This window comes from Alteromonas mediterranea DE, from assembly GCF_000020585.3.
GTDB classification, from domain to species: Bacteria; Pseudomonadota; Gammaproteobacteria; order Enterobacterales; family Alteromonadaceae; genus Alteromonas; species Alteromonas mediterranea.
The window spans coordinates 1,978,087-1,994,269 of record NC_011138.3 but is presented as its reverse complement, the minus strand read 5'-3'; the positions used below and the strand labels follow the sequence as shown (position 1 = coordinate 1,994,269).

The window sequence follows — 16,183 nt, the reverse complement described above, 5'->3', positions numbered from 1 at the left end:
TTCGTGCTGAAGCTTTTTTATGAAAACAAAGGAAGGTAGACGAAGTGATACTGTGGCAGCGCTATCCCGCACTGTGCATTATAAGACTTATGTGTCGCATTCCTTTGCAAGCACTATTAGAAAATATTCGGCCTTCAAATTCAATCTAGAAATAGCACAAAAAGTATGAATTTTAGCCACTTAGCACTATTTTAGTGTTTCGGGTGTAGTTAAGCTGGTATCAAAGGCTATTCAAACTCGGCCATTCATTTTCAGTAAGTAAGCCTTTCTCAATTAGTTTTTGCCGACGCGCTTCTATAACTAATTTCAATTCATCTCTAACTAATCTGACGGCTGGAGTAATTAAATGGCGGCTGGGAAGCATTAGCCACATTTCTGTTAGCGGAACCGTATACTGCGTTAACACGCGCTTAAGTTTTCCGTTTAACAAATCTTCGGCCACATCAATAGCAGATTTTTTTGCAATACCTGCCCCGTCAACACACCACCTTCTAACAATATCCCCATCGTTTACTGCGCGATTACTTTGCACTTTTACTCGAAATTTTTCGCCGTTTTTAGTCAGCTCCCATGCATTGTGCGTTTGGTCATATAACTTATAAAGCAGCGTATTATGATGGGCAAGGTCACTTAATTCCTCAGGCGCTTTGTTTTCGCTTAAATAATGCGGTGACGCACAAATAACATGGGGAATGTTACACACTTTAAACCCATACATCTGCGACTCTTTTACCGCTTCCTTTGTCATAGCGCGAAGCGCAACATCAGCTCTACACCAAGTTGCTCTTCAATTCGCTTAATGGCCACGCTTGTTGCAGATGAACTTAAATCAAGCTTCTTGGCCGCAAGGGTAATAGAATTTACTTCTGCGACTTTTATAAAAACCTGTAAGTCTTCTGTTTTCATACTTTACTCGAGCGCTCTGAATTAGTGTGTATCATTTTTACTATCCTTGTTTTCGGGACAGTCTTTCGCGCGTTTGGTCGTTTATTATCCTTTTTCTAACGAATAAACTGAAACTATCAAATAAGCGACGCCGACAACCAACGAATTGGAGATTGTATGAAACACCTGAAACTCGCTAAATTAACGATAGCTTCGCTACTGGTTAGCGCAAGTGTTTACATTGCGCCCAGCGTGCAGGCTGAAACAAAAGTAACTACGGCAGAAGATATTAACTGGGGTTATTTAAACCCTGCTCGAGGCGATAAAAGCCCTGGCGCAGCTGATTTGTGGGGAGATAGAACAAAAGACACCGCCACCGGTATGCTGGTGCGCTTTAACAAAGGCATTGAAGGTTCGATAACATCCAGCGGTGATGAGTTTAAAGCCGTAGTTATTCAAGGTAGTTTGAGTTACATAGACGAGAATAAATCCAATGCGCGAACGCTTAACGCAGGCAGCTATGTTGCGTCTTCTACACCGGCTAAGCACCGCCTTCGCAATATAAGCGACGATGAGACTATTGTTTACGTTAGAGCGTCGTCTAAGTACCAGGTTAACGACTTAGTGAGTAGATAATAGCGTTTGAAATACCCATTATTCGATTCATCAAACAGCATGGTTCGTAACATAGCTTTTATAAACGAATTAATGCTTTTCAGGGTTTAATGGGTAATCGCCCTAATGCGGCAGCGCATAGTAAACCTATAACAAGGGTCATTGCTACGCTAGTAAAGGTGCCTAGCAGCACGTATTCAGTGAGCTTTCTGTCTTGGTGTTTAGTGAGATCGCCAAAGCGGAAAATAGATTTCGCAGCAATAAGGAATCCAATTGCGGAAAACTGGTTTAATAATACAAAAGTCAGCATTAATACCCTTTCTAGATACCCTATGCGCTGCCCAGCTAAAGACAGGGTTTGCTGCGCTTCGGTGCTAATGGTTGGCGGGTCGTTGGGGTGAGTGGTTTGTGTGTTGCTCGATAATACTTCACTACTCCACGGCGATAACAGCTGTTTAATAACGATGGAGCTGGGTTTAAGTACAGCCAGATACGCCAACGTTATCACCAAGTCGCCAGCGCTAAGCTGCCTTAACGCACTAAGAACATACTGCCACTGATCGGTAGCGTATAAAAATACGCCTAAAAGAACGACCACATGCGCTATTTGGTCAATAACAAACGCTGTCGTGCTTTGCACACAATACGATTTGATAACATCAATTTTAAAATGTGATACCGCGATAATAATAGCGCCAACACCTATTGTGGTTAAGCTTATATTTTCAGATAACAGTAGCAGTACAGCTCCAGCAAAAACGCCGTGTATAAGGGTGTGTATGTATAGAGGTAACGCTAAAGCATGGCGTTCATTTCTTTGCTTTACCCATGCAAAGGGCTGAAAATAAAAGTCAGCAAGGATATGTGCCAATAATAGCCCCACCAGCAATTCGGGCTGCTCTATAGTCGTCACCATGCTGGTATCTAGGTTATCAGCTAGCATTTCTCGCTCCTTTCACAAGCTCGCTTTTAATATGTTTACACCCAAGGCGTAATGACCGCGTTATTATTTTACAGGCGCGTTACTCAATGGCCGGTGGCCAAGTTTCCACACGTTAATTTCCTGCTCCATGTAGCTTAGGTATTCTGCTACCAGTTTGTAATTACTGGCATTTAGAATTCTACTCACATTGCTTCTATTTTTATTCAATATGGCAGCCACGTTTTCATGGCTTTTGTCTGACGCTTCGATATAGGCCAATAAGGTTTGAGATTGGGTAGGCGTTAGCCCTGTAAGGTGAGCATCAGCGAAACGCGTGATTAACTGTGTACTGTTTTCAAGCGCTTGATGGCTCGTATGAAAAGCGAGGTGGTAAGGCTTAATATCGTCAAGCCCTCTGCCTGACAACACAAAGGCTTCCCCCGTTCCCGTTTTCACCTCTTTTGCGCGAAACTGTGCGTCCCCCACGGCAGCACTAATTCGAACATCTACGCTCGGGTTTAGGGCTTTTAGCGCTAGCCGTAGCCCAATAGCAATCAGCATAATGTGCTCAGGCTGCTTAACGACTAACTGAAACGCGTCCCCTCTGTAAACATCAAAGTCTCCGCTGTATTGGTCAGCGTATTTTGAGAGTAGCGCCTTGAGGGTGGCTAGAATAGAAGTAAAATCGTCATCAGAAAATGATTGAGACTGGGATATATCGCCAGTAAGCACACCTGCTTTGTGGTCACTTTTATCGTTCAGCTGCACGTCATTTAACCGCTTAGCAGCGTCTTGACGTGTGTCACTACTTCCCGATTTAGTGTGCTTACCTGACTGTACCATGAGCGGCTCCCGTTCTTAATGTCACCATCATTTTTCAATGGGTCTAACGCTTTACTATACACAACAACCCATAAAATACAAAAACAATCACATATTAAAATGTGATTACTTTTAATCACAAAATAACATGTGACTATTTAAAGTGGTGTAACTTAACGCGCTGATAAAGAAAACTCATATTGGAGGGTGAGTGCTTAAGGTTTGTTAACCTTACTGAATGCTTCATTGAGTGCCTCGAAGGCTAAAATTTAGCGCAGTTCCTGCCGGCGTTCTTAGCCCGATATAGCGCCGCATCTGCTTTTTCAAGAAAGGAGGTCGCGCTTAGTTTGGTCTCCCCTCGCATAGATTCAGGCTCGGTTTCGCTCCAATCAAGGCAAACCATACCAATACTCACGGTGAGCGTTTTTGAACATTGAGATTTTTCATGTGCTATCGATAAATAGGTTACGTTTCGAAGTATTCTCGCGGCTATTGTCGCAAGTGAATCAGAAGTTGTACCTGGAAGGATGACTGCGAACTCTTCTCCTCCATACCTTGCAATTAAATCGTCACTTCCTAAACAGCTATTTGACAAGGTTTCGGCAACGCTTTTAAGTACAGCGTCCCCCGCCACGTGACCGTAACAATCGTTAAACCATTCCCCCTTCAATATAGCAATTCATCGTACGTGATTGAGTCTGAAGCCGGCACTGCTTGGCAAGCTGTTCCCCAGACTCTACAAGAAGAAAAGGGTCAGCACGACCAAGCATCTCTTTCTTTGAGTACGGGTCGTAAAACGTAAGAGAGCTGCTTGTAATACCACTTGGCTCGATTATTCCAAAATCTTTTTCAAAGTATTCGCTCGCGTATACCTTATTGCTATCAGTACTTTTAAACAAAATACTCGATGGCATTTGACGCAAAATTGAAAGGGCTTCTTTTTTATTCGAAACAGTTCTCGACATTCGATACTCTTTAAATGTAGCACTTAATATGCCGATTTCCTTGGCCTCACGCATTTCATAAAAAATTTCGCCTATTGGTTTATTAAACTTATTTAAGATGACAGCGTATTCAAAAAGGGATAAGGAATTTCAAACGGGAACGAAGCATTAATCATGAGCGATTCAATCGTTGAATTATTAGATGAGATGTATGATGAACAAAGCGAAAAGACGTCATTAGGCAAAGTAGTGGAGCGCTTTGAAGATAGAGGCTTTGGCCCACTCCTCTTAATGCCTGCTCTTATTGCTTTGCTTCCCACAGGGGCTATACCGGGCGTACCAACCCTGTGCGGCTTAACGTTATTTTTTATCTGTATACAAGTGGCTGTTGGGCGAAAAAGCCCATGGCTCCCCAAAGTACTAAAAGAGAAAGAAGTAAGCTCTGATAAGCTAGAAAGCGCAATTGATAAAGCAAAACCCTACGCCCAAAAGACCGAAAAGCTACTTAAGCCCCGCATGACTTTTCTCTCTCACACCCCCGCTAAAAATATCATTGCGGGATACTGTGCTATTGCAGCCCTTGGTATGATCCCCCTTGAAGCACTTCCTTTCGCTGTCGCTTTGCCCGCTTTTGCACTTTGCATAACAGCGCTAGGCATGGCGAACCGTGACGGCGTGTTTCTGTCCCTTGGCATTTTACTCCAGCTAGGTACAGGTTATCTGGTATTTAAAGCTATTGGCATGATGTAGCGCTCTAGCGCACGACTACACGGCTACTATTCACTTTTTAACATTAAGCTCTTTGTTTTATTCAAGGTTACTTTGAAGTTGTTGTTAGAGAAGTAAATGGCCTGGTCGAAGCATCTGCGTTCATCATGCAGCAGAATGCGTCCCGCCGCGATGACTACTGCTTCACTGAGGTAACCGTTGACGAGGTAGAGGCCCGCACTGGTCTTGATATCATGCCCATATTGCCAGTAGAAAGTGAAAGCAGTGTAGAAGGCAAACTTGGTGGCCTTTCTTTACAACTTGGATGTAGCTAAGCTGACTGCAAGCAACTCAGGCTTATGCGATAACGCTAAAGATGAATATTGTAAGGTGGTTAACGCCCTACTTATTTTTAAATGGCTGTATTAGCAATGCCCTAATAGACGCATTTCCTTTTACTGCAGGTACGTCTTTTTGCCCAATAGGTAACGTTTCATCGCTGTATTGTGCCCGTGGAGTAAAACTATTAAACAAGCGATCCCACCACGACACGCTGAACCCATAGTTTGAATTTGACTCTGCTTTGGCCTGGCTATGGTGAATACGGTGAAGGCGTTGCGTTATTAAGACCCGCCCCACTCTGTCATCCCACTTTTGCGATAGTCGTATATTGGCATGATTAAACAGCGCAAAGCCATTAAGTGCCACTTCAAAGATAACAATAGCAACAGCAGGTATGCCTAACAGTGCCACAGCAGCGGCCTTTACGCCTAGGCTGATAGCAATTTCAACGGGATGAAAGCGAAGGCCTGTGGTGGTATCCACATGACTATCAGCATGATGCATTTTGTGAAAACGCCATAATAGAGGTACGGTATGAAACAGCCTATGCTGCCAATAGATGATCATATCTAGCAGTATTACACTTAAAGTCACTATGCCGGCGAATACGACGCCGCTGCTTTCTACATCATCACTTATTCCTATTAACGATGACCCGCTTTGCGCATAGCCTAACATTACATTAAAAAGCCCAAAGTCTTCTTGCTGCGCCCACACCGACACACCGACTAAAGTGGCGGGCAACAGTACCCGAGATATCAATGCGCCCAACACGACCATAGACAAGTTACCCACCCAGCGTGTTTTTCTATCGAGCACCGCTTTACGCGCTGGATAACGCGCTTCTAGCAGCGCCATGCACATGAATATGCCAAGAAACATGCTTAAGCGAATAGCTGATGTATTATCCAACGTATACTCTCTTTGTCATAAAACTCTATCATAATACTTTTTCAACAATACGCGTTCTAACCCTTCACACATTGCCATTATAAAAAGGTGTTTAAGCGGCCATAACACAAAGTTCACGGTTACACGCAGTTTATATTTATTAAGCTTGATGCTCGCGAGCGTTTTTAGCCTTTACGCTGCGCTCTACCTTATCGAGGGTGCTGAACCCTCCTGCAATACGCGTCACCACAGTAACCGCACAGGCTGCTGCAAAAATATAAGCCATTTCAGCGAAATATTGCGGCCAGATGCAAAATGCCAAAAACACTAAAATAGTTTCAGTTCCCTCGGTTAGCCCTTGCATGTAATAAAAGCTTTTATTGGCAAACTGAGGCCTGGCTATCTGAAACTTTTCTGCGGCGATAGCAAAAGCTAAAAAACTACTTCCTGTACCAATAAACGTGGCTAATAACACCATAGCAGGGATACCCCAGTTGATAGGGTCTGCGATGCCAAACGCCAAAGGTATCGACGCGTAAAATAGAAAGTCTAAGCAGATATCCAAATATCCACCCGCGCTACTACTACTTTTCTGGTAGCGGGCTAGCTCGCCGTCTATACCATCCAAAACGCGATTGAAAATGATGCAGCAAAGCGCCCCCCACCACCAGTTAAGAATAATAAAGGGAACAGCCAGTAAGCCAAGGACAAACCCGGCAAGGGTCACGTGGTTCGGCGCAACGCCCTGTTGATCAAGAAAGCTAATCAGGGGTTTTAATAGTGGCTTTATAAACGGGGTAATTTTTGCATCTAACATGGCGATAACTCAATTATTTGGCCGCCAGCAGCAATGGCGTCTTCTTTGTCGTGGGTAACCAGCACGGCGGGAATATTGTGCGCTTTAAGCTGCTCGAATGTCCAGCTTCGAATTTGCCCACGAAGCGCAAGGTCAAGCTTACTAAAGGGCTCGTCTAGCAAAACCACATCCGGCGCCGAAGCTAGCGTTCTTAATAACGACACTCTTGACTGCTGCCCGCCTGAAAGCGTATTTACACCACGCTGCCCCATGCTCTCTAATTCGACAGCGCTCAACATGGTGTTAATGGCCTCCATCCTAGCGTGCGGATTACTGTGGCTAGTTTTTGGCATGGCAAACGCTATGTTTTCAGCTACCGTCATATGTTCAAACAACAAGGCGTCTTGAAACATCATGCCCACTTTACGCAAATGGGCGGGTTTACGGTTAATCACGTTATTGTCGATTTTAATAATGCCGCTAACACTAAATGGCTCATAAAGTTGCCCGGCAATGGCTTGCAGCAAGGTAGACTTGCCCGCTCCACTTGGCCCCATCACTGTTAAAACTTGCCCTTTTTCTACGCATGCGTTTACGTTCAACAGCACATTGTCTGCACGAGAGATAACCAGTTTTTCTAAACTAAGTGCCATGTAATACTGCTCTACGTTTGTTTTTTTCTTTGATACTAGCGCCGCGGTTTTTCATTAAAACGCCAGGTAAATACCACGCAATCACAAAGCCAATCAAAGGCATTGCCCCCTGAATAATAACGTATACGGCGGTTAAGCGTGTACTGCTACCCGATACCGAGGCGACAGCTTCCGTCGTGATAGTCGCAATGGTGCCCCCCGAAGCTAACAAGGTGGGTAAATATTGACTAAAACTTATAGCTAGCCCTAATGCCCACGCCACCAATATAGCGTTAAGCATTAGAGGTAGCTTAATGCGATAGAACACCTGCCACGGCGTTTTCCCTAAACTCTGCGCAACCATGGCATAGCGATTGTCGAACTTGCGATAGGCTACCGCCATAGACAAAAACACATAGGGAACAACATACACCATGTGCGCAATGTAGGTGTGAAACCATACGGCGTTTTGCAAAACAAGCTGCTGGAACCACACTAACCCGTATAAAAATGCCACTCCGGGCACTAATAGTGGTAAAAAAAGCGATATTGAAAACGCGCTGTTGGCATGTCTAGCCGCCGGCTTTAGCTGTTCACTTTCTAGCGTAAAGAGTACCAGTAACATTGCCGATGTGCTCACTAACATGCCAAGTAATAGGCTATTTACAAGCGGTGTTGCCAGTGCCTCTAACGCGGTGCCCCAGTGTAAGAAAGTAACCCCTTCAGGCAGCAGCGCAGGAAAAGACCAATGTTTTGCTATTGAATACATTACAACCGCGTAGATCACTGTGCTTATCAATATCACGTAGAGTGAAACAATGCCGTATCCAATGCCTCGAACTAGGGCATCGGCACCGTGCCTGCGGCCTTTCATCAGGCTCTGTTTGCCTAAGTACATAAAAAAATGTTCAACGGCGAAAAATAAGAGTAACGCTACCCCACTCACAGCCACCTGAAGCACCGCTGCACCGCTGGCCAGTAAGCGCATGAACAAATCAATATGATTAAACCAATGCATAATGGCAACGGCTAGGGTACTCGGGTTATTGGAGCCAAGTATAAGCGGAATTTCAACGTTTGAGGTGGCGAACACCAACACCGCAAGTATGGGCAGCTTGATTTGCGTAAATATACTTGGTGCTACAAGTTTGAAAAAGCTTGCTGTGGGTGAATAACCAAGGGAAGACCCCACGTTTACGTAGCCCAACAGTTTCTTTTTTATTAGCGGCTGAGACATCACACTAAGGGCCATTAAAATAATAAATGGCAACTCTTTAAGGCTTAACGCCAACAGTACGCTAAAGCCGAACTCATCATAAGGGAAAAAGCTGCTGCCTGCTATATGGGGGCCGTCATTACCGCCTAGCACCATGAAACGAGCAAAAATACCTGAAGGACTTAATACGAACAATAAAGCAATGGCCGCTGCCGCATGAGGAAACACCAGAAACGGGCTAAGCAACCCTTGCACTTTTTCAAGCCACGAAGACTGATAAAAGGTAGCTAATAATAAAAACGCGCCAGCCATCGCCAGCAATGTTGACCCCACCCCGGTGAAAAGCGAAAGCCACACCATGTGCCAAATATCATCAAGAGCAAATAGCGTTCTAAAAACGTCTAGTGAAAAGCTGTTCGCGCCTATGGCAGGGAAATAACCTAACGCAGGAAAAATTACGCCCACAAGCCCTGCTAATACGGGTATGCAAAGCAATAGCAGTAAACACCAGCGCATAATGCGCGTAAATTGCGCGAACATTAGTAACGCGCTCCGTAACGTTCGTACCATGCATCACGCAGCGCGTCGGTCCAGCTTGCATGAGGCTCGGCCAATAGAGCGGTCGGCTTCGATTTATCGAGTGCCGATGGATGCACTGCCTCTTTTTTAAATAATGCTTGTTGGGCATTAGTGAGGGTCGTCATATCGAGCACGGTGTCATCGCCCCATACGGTTATTTCCTGCTTCTTGGCTTGTGCTTGGGGTGAAATCAAGAAATTCACAACGGTTTTCGCCGCCGCTTTGCTTCCCGAGTTATAGGTTAACCCTACAAAGTGCACGTTTGCTAAGCTTCCGTCTTGCATAGCGTAAGTGCGCACATCTTCAGGTAAATCGAAGCGTGTGACCGCAGAGGGGATTTCCGATGCGGTAAAAGAAAAAGCCAATGAAAGCTCGCCCGCCCCCACCAATCGCTGGAGCTGAGAGGCGTGTCTTAGCATATGATCGCCTTGCTGCCACATGGTAGGGTGTAGCGCATCCAGGTACTTCCATAAAGGGGGCAAAACAGTTTTTAGCGATGCCTCACTTACCGGTTGATAAAACACGCTGTGTTTGTCTTTGTTTAGCGCCAGCGCAGCATATTTAATAAAGCTGATGCCCAAATAGTCGCTAGGTACAGGGTAAGTGAATCTACCCGGGGCTTTTTGGCTAAATCGTAGAAGCTGTTCAGTGGTTTTCGGCGCCATAAGCCCTAGCGACTTCATGTGTTCACTACGATAGTAAAACACCATAGACGCTTTCCCCCAAGGTGCTTCCATGCCTAAAGTGGGCTCACCAAAGTCTGTGGTCATAGCGGAGTTTTCCTCAGGATTAGTGAGACTGAAATTATTAAGTTCACTTACCCACGAGGCACTCAGTAATCCGTGCTTTTTCATTGCAGCGAAGTTCTCGCCGTTTATCCATATAAGATCCACACTGCCATTGTTATGATTACCCGCTGCTTTTTCTGCCAGTACACGAGACACTGCATCACTGGTGTCAGCTAGCTTCACGTGTTGAAGCTCTATGTTAAAGCGGGTTTTAACTTGAAGTGCCACCCACTGAAGGTAGCCATTAACCTGGGCGCTACCACCCCAGGCATGAAATCGAACAAGAGGTGAGTTTTCTGAGGGTGTTTCATCGTTGGTGTTGCCCATTGCAGGTTGAGCTACAACAAGCACAGACAAAATGACTATGCAGGTAAAAAGGAATACCTGCATAGTGGAAAAGAACAACGGGCTATTTGTACGAAACTGCAGCTCGGCCTGCCCCCCTGTACTCAATTGGGAGCCATTCAGGGCACTACTGTTAACGCTACTGTGCAACATTAAGCGCCCAATCATAATTAAGGTATTCAATATCAGCAGTGTTATTTTTTAACACTGAAACTTGCGCTTCAGTTAACCGCATTGCGTCTTTATACAGCAAGATAAACTCGTTGAGCGTTGACGTGTCGCGCCACTCGCCGTATTTACCTTCAAAGTCCTCACTGTACCAGTCGAATATTTTAGACAAATAGAGTGTGTCGCCACTCATTTTGTTACGAGCGCTGTCAGACAAAAATCGTTTTGTTTGCGCCTCTAACTGTTCATCTAGTTTATTCCCTGTGTATGCTTCTTCACGTAGCGCCGGGCAACCTACGCTGGCGCAATTCACCGCAAAATGAATGCGAGGCTCATTATAAGTTTTTGTGGTTTGGTTTGTGCCGCGAATAAGTTCGTGTTCAATTTCATCTAACGTGCGAGTTTCACCAAGCAGCGGCGCTATTTCTTTTTTCCAAGGCGAAGAAAAGAAACTTCCTAAATCCCGTATCGACGCTATATCAGGATACTCAGTTAAAATAAGCGCAATGGTATAGGCGTTGTAAGCGTTAATAAGAAAAGCGAGCTGTTTATCCTTATCCCACGAATCAAATTTACTTTGCTCTACCTTAGATAAGCGCGCTAAATACTCGTTAAGCTTTGTTTGCTCTTTTTTAAACCCATCGTAATTTACCTGTGTACTTGCGCCGTTGGAAATCGGCGTCACATACTTACTTAACAAATTATCGAACGTGCTATGCAAACCTTCTTCAGCGCTAGCGTAAAAACTTACGCTTGCAGCAAACAGCACTATGCTGCCTGCTGCAATTCTACGCGATGCTGAAATACCACGTGACACTGTAATACCTTGTAACAATAGGGCGATTTTACGCATAAAAGTGGTTAGAGTAGTTTTCACCTCTATTACCCTCTGCGCCATGTGTGGAATTTCTCAACAAAGCCTAAAAGTTTTTCAGGTGCATTAGCCCGCTTCCAATTCCCCGCTGCGTACTTTGCGCCTTCAGCCCAAGTTGGATAGGCGTGGATAGTGCCTAGTATTTTGTTTAACCCTAGGTCGTGTTTCATGGCAATAACAAACTCAGCAAGCAAATCACCAGCGTGCTCAGAAACAATAGTAACGCCCAGTATTTTGTCCTTACCTGGCGGCGTAAGCACCTTAATGAAACCCTTACGCGCACTCTCGGCCACGGCTCGATCGAGTTCGGCAAATTCGTAGCGAGTTACTTCCACATCAATATCTTGTTCTGCAGCATCTCGCTCACTGAGACCTACCCTTGCCACTTCTGGGTCGATAAAGGTTGTCCAAGGAATAACGCGATAGTCCACTTTAAACTTCTTAAATGTGCCGAAAAGTGCATTAACCGCCGCGTACCATGCCTGATGTGCGGCCACGTGAGTAAACTGATACGGTCCTACCACATCACCTGCTGCAAAGATATTTGGCATCAGCGTTTGCAGGTATTCGTCAGTGTCGATAGTTCTGTCAAACTTAATTCCCAAGTCTTCAAGACCAAACCCGTTTAAACGGGCCTTACGGCCCACCGCGATAATTACCTCATCATAAGCGATGGTGCTTTCAACCCCCTCTTTCGCCACCACCAACACCTTTTCACCGTTTTGTCGCTCAAAACGAAGGGCATCATGGGATGTCAGAACATTTACCCCGCTTTCACGAAGTACAGATTCTGCATATTCAGCAACATCAGCGTCTTCTTTACCCATTAGCCGTGGTGCACGTTCAACTTGCGTAACCTTACTACCCAGGCGAGAAAAGGCCTGCGCCAGCTCACAGCCAATAGGCCCACCACCCAACACGATTAACCGTTTTGGCGATTCTTCAAGGTCAGCAAATTTAGACCATAAGGTGTCAGACGTAACATAACCACTTTGTTCAATACCCGGCAGGTCAGGAACAAAAGGCGCAGCACCGGTAGCAACAACAATGGTTTTCGTGGTTAGCGTTTGGGTGCCGCCATCATTCTTTTTAATCTCTACTGTCCAGGGATCGATGATCTTTGCATAGCCTTTCACTACATCAACACCTAAGCTGGTGTAACGCTCTACACTGTCATTAGGCGCAATAGCCGCAATTATTTCGTGTACACGTGCCATCACTTTTTTAAAGGACATCGCAGGCGATACTGGCTCCAAACCATAGTTATCGGCATGACGCATTTGGTTCGCCACTTTAGCGGTTTTTATAATGGCTTTACTGGGTACGCAGCCATAGTTAAGACAATCGCCCCCCATTTCCCCAGCCTCTACCAGCGTTACTTTCGCTTTCACCGCTGCCGCAATATAACTGGTAACCAATCCACCTGCACCGGCACCGATAACCACTAGGTTACGGTCAAATTTCTTTGGTTTGTTGTAGCCTTTGTAAACACGGCGACGATTAACAAGCGCCACTATACCTTTAGCTATCCACGGGAAGATACCTAGCAATACAAACGAAAAGATAAGTCCAGGCGATACGATGCCTGACAGGCTGTCAATTTGGGCCAGTTGCGTACCTGCGTTTACATAAACAGCGGTGCCGGCAAGCATGCCTATCTGGCTTACCCAGTAAAATGTCCAGGTCTTTAGGGAGGTTAAGCCCATTAATAAGTTTATTAAAAAGAAGGGGAATACGGGCACTAAGCGCAAAGTGAACAAGTAAAATGCCCCCTGCTTCTCAACGCCTTCATCTATTTTCTTTAGCTTCTCTTTAAATTTATTGCGTACGGTGTCACGCAGGATAAAACGGGATACTAAAAACGCCAGCGTAGCCCCTACGCTGGAAGCAAACGACACAATAACTAAACCTTGTACAAGACCAAAAAGCGCACCCGCGGCCAAAGTTAGAATAGCTGCACCTGGCAGTGAAAGTGCGGTTACTGCGACATAAATAGCAAAGAACACCCCAATACTTAAAACCGGATTGTCTGCAATTTGGCTTTTGAACGTATCGAGGGAACCTTTCATTCCCTCGAGGGTTAAATAGCTATTTAAATCAAAATAAAAAAAACTAAAAATGGCGGCTGCAATAACCCCTAGTAGCGCTATCTTTTTAAACATCAATAATCCTTAGCGCTTAGAACGCGTATTGCATGGTAATTTGAGCGTGACGAGGCACGTTTGGCATGACTAGAGTCGCACCAAAATACCCGCCTTCAAAAAGTGGCTGCCAGTTTTCTTCGTCGGTGATGTTCATTACATCTAGGCGAACGCGAAGCGCATCGGTAACCTGATAGTCGGCGTTTAAATCAACCGTATATTGGTCGCGAATATGCACGGTTTGTAAAAAGTCTAACGGGAAAGATTTGGTGTAAAGCGCGCTGGCACCCACTTGGAAACTGTCGGTAATTTGCCAGCCGGCATTAATAGACGCGATTTGAGGCGGAATACCTTGTACGCGAGTATTTGATGCAGGAAACGCGGCAAACGTCGGCGATCCCACTCCCGTCCCCTCAATAATATCTGAGCGACTGTTATCAAACGCGTCTATCACCTGAGCCGTGCCTTGAAACGCTGCAGAGTCATCGAAGCGAGCGTCTAAGTAGCTGTAAGCAGCATTTACCCATATATCATTGCCTTGATAGAACATTTGCAGTTCAAAGCCGCTGGTCTTAACCCCGCTATTGCTGCCATCGCGATTGCGTAAGCTACGGGTTTGCTCAAACACTGCCGCTTCAGCATACCATTGGCTGTTTGGCGCGTATTTTACCCCTGCTTCGTACAAGGTATTTTCGGTAGCAAAATTAAGCGGGTTAATTTCATTATTACCGCCCAATACTGTGCCCCCCGCCATACTGTTTGACGTAGCATCGTTTTCGGAAAACGCAGCATATACGTTGATGTCACCGGTGAGTTTGTAAACTGCGCTTAACTGATAGCTAGTTAAGGTATCGCTATAGGTATCAGACGCTGCCGTTACTCCCTCAGGCGCTAGAGGGTCGCGGGCTTCAACATCGTAATAATCTACTCTAACGCCAGCAATGGTTGAGAACTTGTCTGTCCATGTAGAGCGTTGCTGTAGCGCCAACCCAGTTTGCCACGATGTAGAATCAGTGGTGTCTGACAGGTTAAAATCGCCGTTACCATCGCCATCGAGGTCATATTGCGCCCCAGGCGACACAAATACGCCTGGGCGTAATTCAACCAAACGGGCTTTTTGTGCATCGGTAAGCGGTATAACTCGGTTTGAAATCGGGCCAGTTAAATCAATAGGGTTGTCAGCTTCGGTGGTAAATTGGCTGTAGCCCAGCACGTCGTTATAGCGAAGCGCCAAGCCTATGGTAGTAAGTTGGCTATCGCTCCACTGGTAATCAAGTTCAGTGCGGTTTTCAAACGTATCGGCACCGTCAATAATTTCCACAAAGCTATTTTGCGCAATCTCTTCGCGCTCTAAGTACTGATAATACGTAATGTTGCGAAGGGTCGCGTTATCGGCCAGTTTGTATTCTACGTTACTTCGGATAACCGTAGTTTCAGCACCGTTAATGTCATCTGGGTTGGTAAATACACGGCTTCGAGGAATAACTACTTCACCCGTAGGTGAAATAATAGCCCCTGCACCAGCTACTGTGCTGCCATTTGGCTGAGTGCCTTGCCCTGTAATATAAACCCCATTATCGATAAGGTCTTGAGTTGGACGGTTGATGCCTGCGTTATCTGGATAATCTGTATCGTAATATTCCGCACTGATATCCCACGTTAATGCATTGCTTGGGGTATAGCGGTAGGCCACGAACAAGTTGGTACTTTCACGCTCGGCAAAGTCATAAAAGCTGCCGTGATCTAAATATTCCGCACTGAAGCGAATACCGCTTTTACCTTCTTCTATCGCCGTGCCGTAGTCTACTTGAGCTGAATACTGATCCCAGCGCCCGGCGCGAAGGGTAACTTTACCGCTACTTTGACTAGTAGGCGCAACCTTGGTTTGCAAGTTAACAAAGCCGCCATTGCGCTGTGTACTTCCAAACAGCACCGGCGATGGCCCTTTCACTACGTCAATTTGCTCTACGCTATTAAATGACAATGGCAACCCAAAACCATTATTACCGGCCTGACGACGCACGCCGTCTTGAAAGAGTTCACCTAACTGCCCTCGTATGCTTGGAAGGCTTGGCGTACCAAATCCGCTGGATGCATAGGCATTAGGCGCCGCTTTCACAATATCGTGTAAGTCGTTAATATTCAGTGCTTCAATGGCCTCGGCCGAAAGCGATGTAACAGCACGTGGCGTTTGTGCTGCCGTTAAACTGTCACCAAATATACCTTTTAACGTGTTATCACCTGGATTTAGCGTACGCAGGCTCTGTTGGTTCCCTTTAACTTCAACGACTTCTATGTCTGCCACGTCTTGGGCAAACAGAGATTGACTTATTGCAAGTGTGAGTGTGCTAACGGCAAGGCCGGTTATCTTTTTCATTAACGAGTCCGTTTTATATTTCTTGTTCGACAAGACCGATACGCATAAGAAAAAATTTCAGTACATTTAATTTTTAATAAATATCAAATAAAACAAAATTAATTGAAATTTTTGTTTTGAACGGTCGTTCTAGTATGC

The 16,183-nt window shown here is 45.4% G+C and carries 15 protein-coding genes and 2 pseudogenes; 4 read left to right on the top strand and 13 right to left on the bottom strand.

Translation table 11 applies throughout. The features are described from left to right. Positions 1 to 220 precede the first annotated feature (220 nt). Positions 221 to 906: pseudogene (locus tag MADE_RS08895) on the bottom strand (LysR family transcriptional regulator). A gap of 255 nt (positions 907 to 1,161) precedes the next feature. On the opposite strand from MADE_RS08895, the pseudogene MADE_RS21190 reads away from it, so the two are divergent. Both MADE_RS21190 and MADE_RS21185 read left to right on the top strand, forming a co-directional pair. Beyond that, a pseudogene (locus MADE_RS21190) lies at positions 1,162 to 1,297 on the top strand (DUF4437 domain-containing protein); the annotation flags it as partial. Then, positions 1,273 to 1,521, top strand: coding sequence for a DUF4437 domain-containing protein (locus MADE_RS21185; protein WP_417871240.1), 249 nt, complete (start codon positions 1,273 to 1,275; stop codon positions 1,519 to 1,521). The pseudogene MADE_RS21190 and the gene MADE_RS21185, both read left to right, overlap by 25 nt. A 79-nt stretch (positions 1,522 to 1,600) precedes the next feature. On the opposite strand, the gene MADE_RS08885 is transcribed toward MADE_RS21185, so the two are convergent. The 4 genes from MADE_RS08885 to MADE_RS08870 form a co-directional block, all read right to left on the bottom strand. Continuing rightward, on the bottom strand, positions 1,601 to 2,443 hold the full coding sequence (locus tag MADE_RS08885; protein WP_012518293.1) for a DUF3307 domain-containing protein: 843 nt from the start codon (positions 2,441 to 2,443) through the stop codon (positions 1,601 to 1,603). 63 nt (positions 2,444 to 2,506) lie between these two features. After that, positions 2,507 to 3,265: a hypothetical protein gene (locus MADE_RS08880; protein WP_012518292.1), complete on the bottom strand. Its 759-nt coding sequence runs from the start codon at positions 3,263 to 3,265 to the stop codon at positions 2,507 to 2,509. A gap of 241 nt (positions 3,266 to 3,506) precedes the next feature. Next, the gene (locus tag MADE_RS08875; RefSeq protein ID WP_012518291.1) at positions 3,507 to 3,878 is read right to left on the bottom strand and encodes a GGDEF domain-containing protein; all 372 of its coding nucleotides are present in this window, start codon (positions 3,876 to 3,878) and stop codon (positions 3,507 to 3,509) included. A 16-nt stretch (positions 3,879 to 3,894) separates the two neighbouring features. Beyond that, on the bottom strand, positions 3,895 to 4,209 hold the full coding sequence (locus tag MADE_RS08870; protein WP_023559659.1) for a hypothetical protein: 315 nt from the start codon (positions 4,207 to 4,209) through the stop codon (positions 3,895 to 3,897). A gap of 153 nt (positions 4,210 to 4,362) precedes the next feature. On the opposite strand from MADE_RS08870, the gene MADE_RS08865 reads away from it, so the two are divergent. After that, the gene (locus tag MADE_RS08865; protein ID WP_012518289.1) at positions 4,363 to 4,938 is read left to right on the top strand and encodes an exopolysaccharide biosynthesis protein; all 576 of its coding nucleotides are present in this window, start codon (positions 4,363 to 4,365) and stop codon (positions 4,936 to 4,938) included. 125 nt (positions 4,939 to 5,063) lie between these two features. Beyond that, positions 5,064 to 5,231, top strand: coding sequence for a hypothetical protein (locus tag MADE_RS08860; RefSeq protein WP_020745851.1), 168 nt, complete (start codon positions 5,064 to 5,066; stop codon positions 5,229 to 5,231). Between the two features lie 67 nt (positions 5,232 to 5,298). Here MADE_RS08860 and MADE_RS08855 read toward each other — a convergent pair whose 3' ends face one another. The 8 genes from MADE_RS08855 to MADE_RS08820 form a co-directional block, all read right to left on the bottom strand. Next, positions 5,299 to 6,150 carry a sterol desaturase family protein gene (locus tag MADE_RS08855; RefSeq protein WP_012518287.1) on the bottom strand — a complete coding sequence of 284 codons (852 nt, stop codon included), beginning with the start codon at positions 6,148 to 6,150 and terminating at the stop codon, positions 5,299 to 5,301. A gap of 139 nt (positions 6,151 to 6,289) precedes the next feature. Beyond that, on the bottom strand, positions 6,290 to 6,946 hold the full coding sequence (locus tag MADE_RS08850) for a CDP-alcohol phosphatidyltransferase family protein (protein ID WP_012518286.1): 657 nt from the start codon (positions 6,944 to 6,946) through the stop codon (positions 6,290 to 6,292). Further along, positions 6,940 to 7,578 carry an ATP-binding cassette domain-containing protein gene (locus MADE_RS08845; RefSeq protein WP_012518285.1) on the bottom strand — a complete coding sequence of 213 codons (639 nt, stop codon included), beginning with the start codon at positions 7,576 to 7,578 and terminating at the stop codon, positions 6,940 to 6,942. The genes MADE_RS08850 and MADE_RS08845 overlap by 7 nt, the downstream gene beginning before the upstream one ends. Beyond that, a complete protein-coding gene (locus MADE_RS08840) occupies positions 7,568 to 9,313 on the bottom strand; it encodes an ABC transporter permease (protein WP_012518284.1) in 1,746 nt (581 codons plus the stop codon). Before MADE_RS08840 ends, MADE_RS08845 begins: the two co-directional genes overlap by 11 nt. After that, a complete protein-coding gene (locus MADE_RS08835) occupies positions 9,313 to 10,638 on the bottom strand; it encodes an ABC transporter substrate-binding protein (protein WP_012518283.1) in 1,326 nt (441 codons plus the stop codon). The genes MADE_RS08840 and MADE_RS08835 overlap by 1 nt, the downstream gene beginning before the upstream one ends. Then, a complete protein-coding gene (locus tag MADE_RS08830; protein WP_012518282.1) occupies positions 10,625 to 11,506 on the bottom strand; it encodes a DUF547 domain-containing protein in 882 nt (293 codons plus the stop codon). Before MADE_RS08830 ends, MADE_RS08835 begins: the two co-directional genes overlap by 14 nt. 29 nt (positions 11,507 to 11,535) lie before the next feature. Continuing rightward, positions 11,536 to 13,689 (bottom strand): FAD-dependent oxidoreductase, encoded by a 2,154-nt coding sequence (locus MADE_RS08825; protein ID WP_012518281.1) that lies wholly within the window; start codon positions 13,687 to 13,689, stop codon positions 11,536 to 11,538. 16 nt (positions 13,690 to 13,705) lie between these two features. After that, positions 13,706 to 16,045, bottom strand: coding sequence for a TonB-dependent receptor (locus MADE_RS08820; protein ID WP_012518280.1), 2,340 nt, complete (start codon positions 16,043 to 16,045; stop codon positions 13,706 to 13,708). Between the last annotated feature and the right edge of the window lie 138 nt (positions 16,046 to 16,183).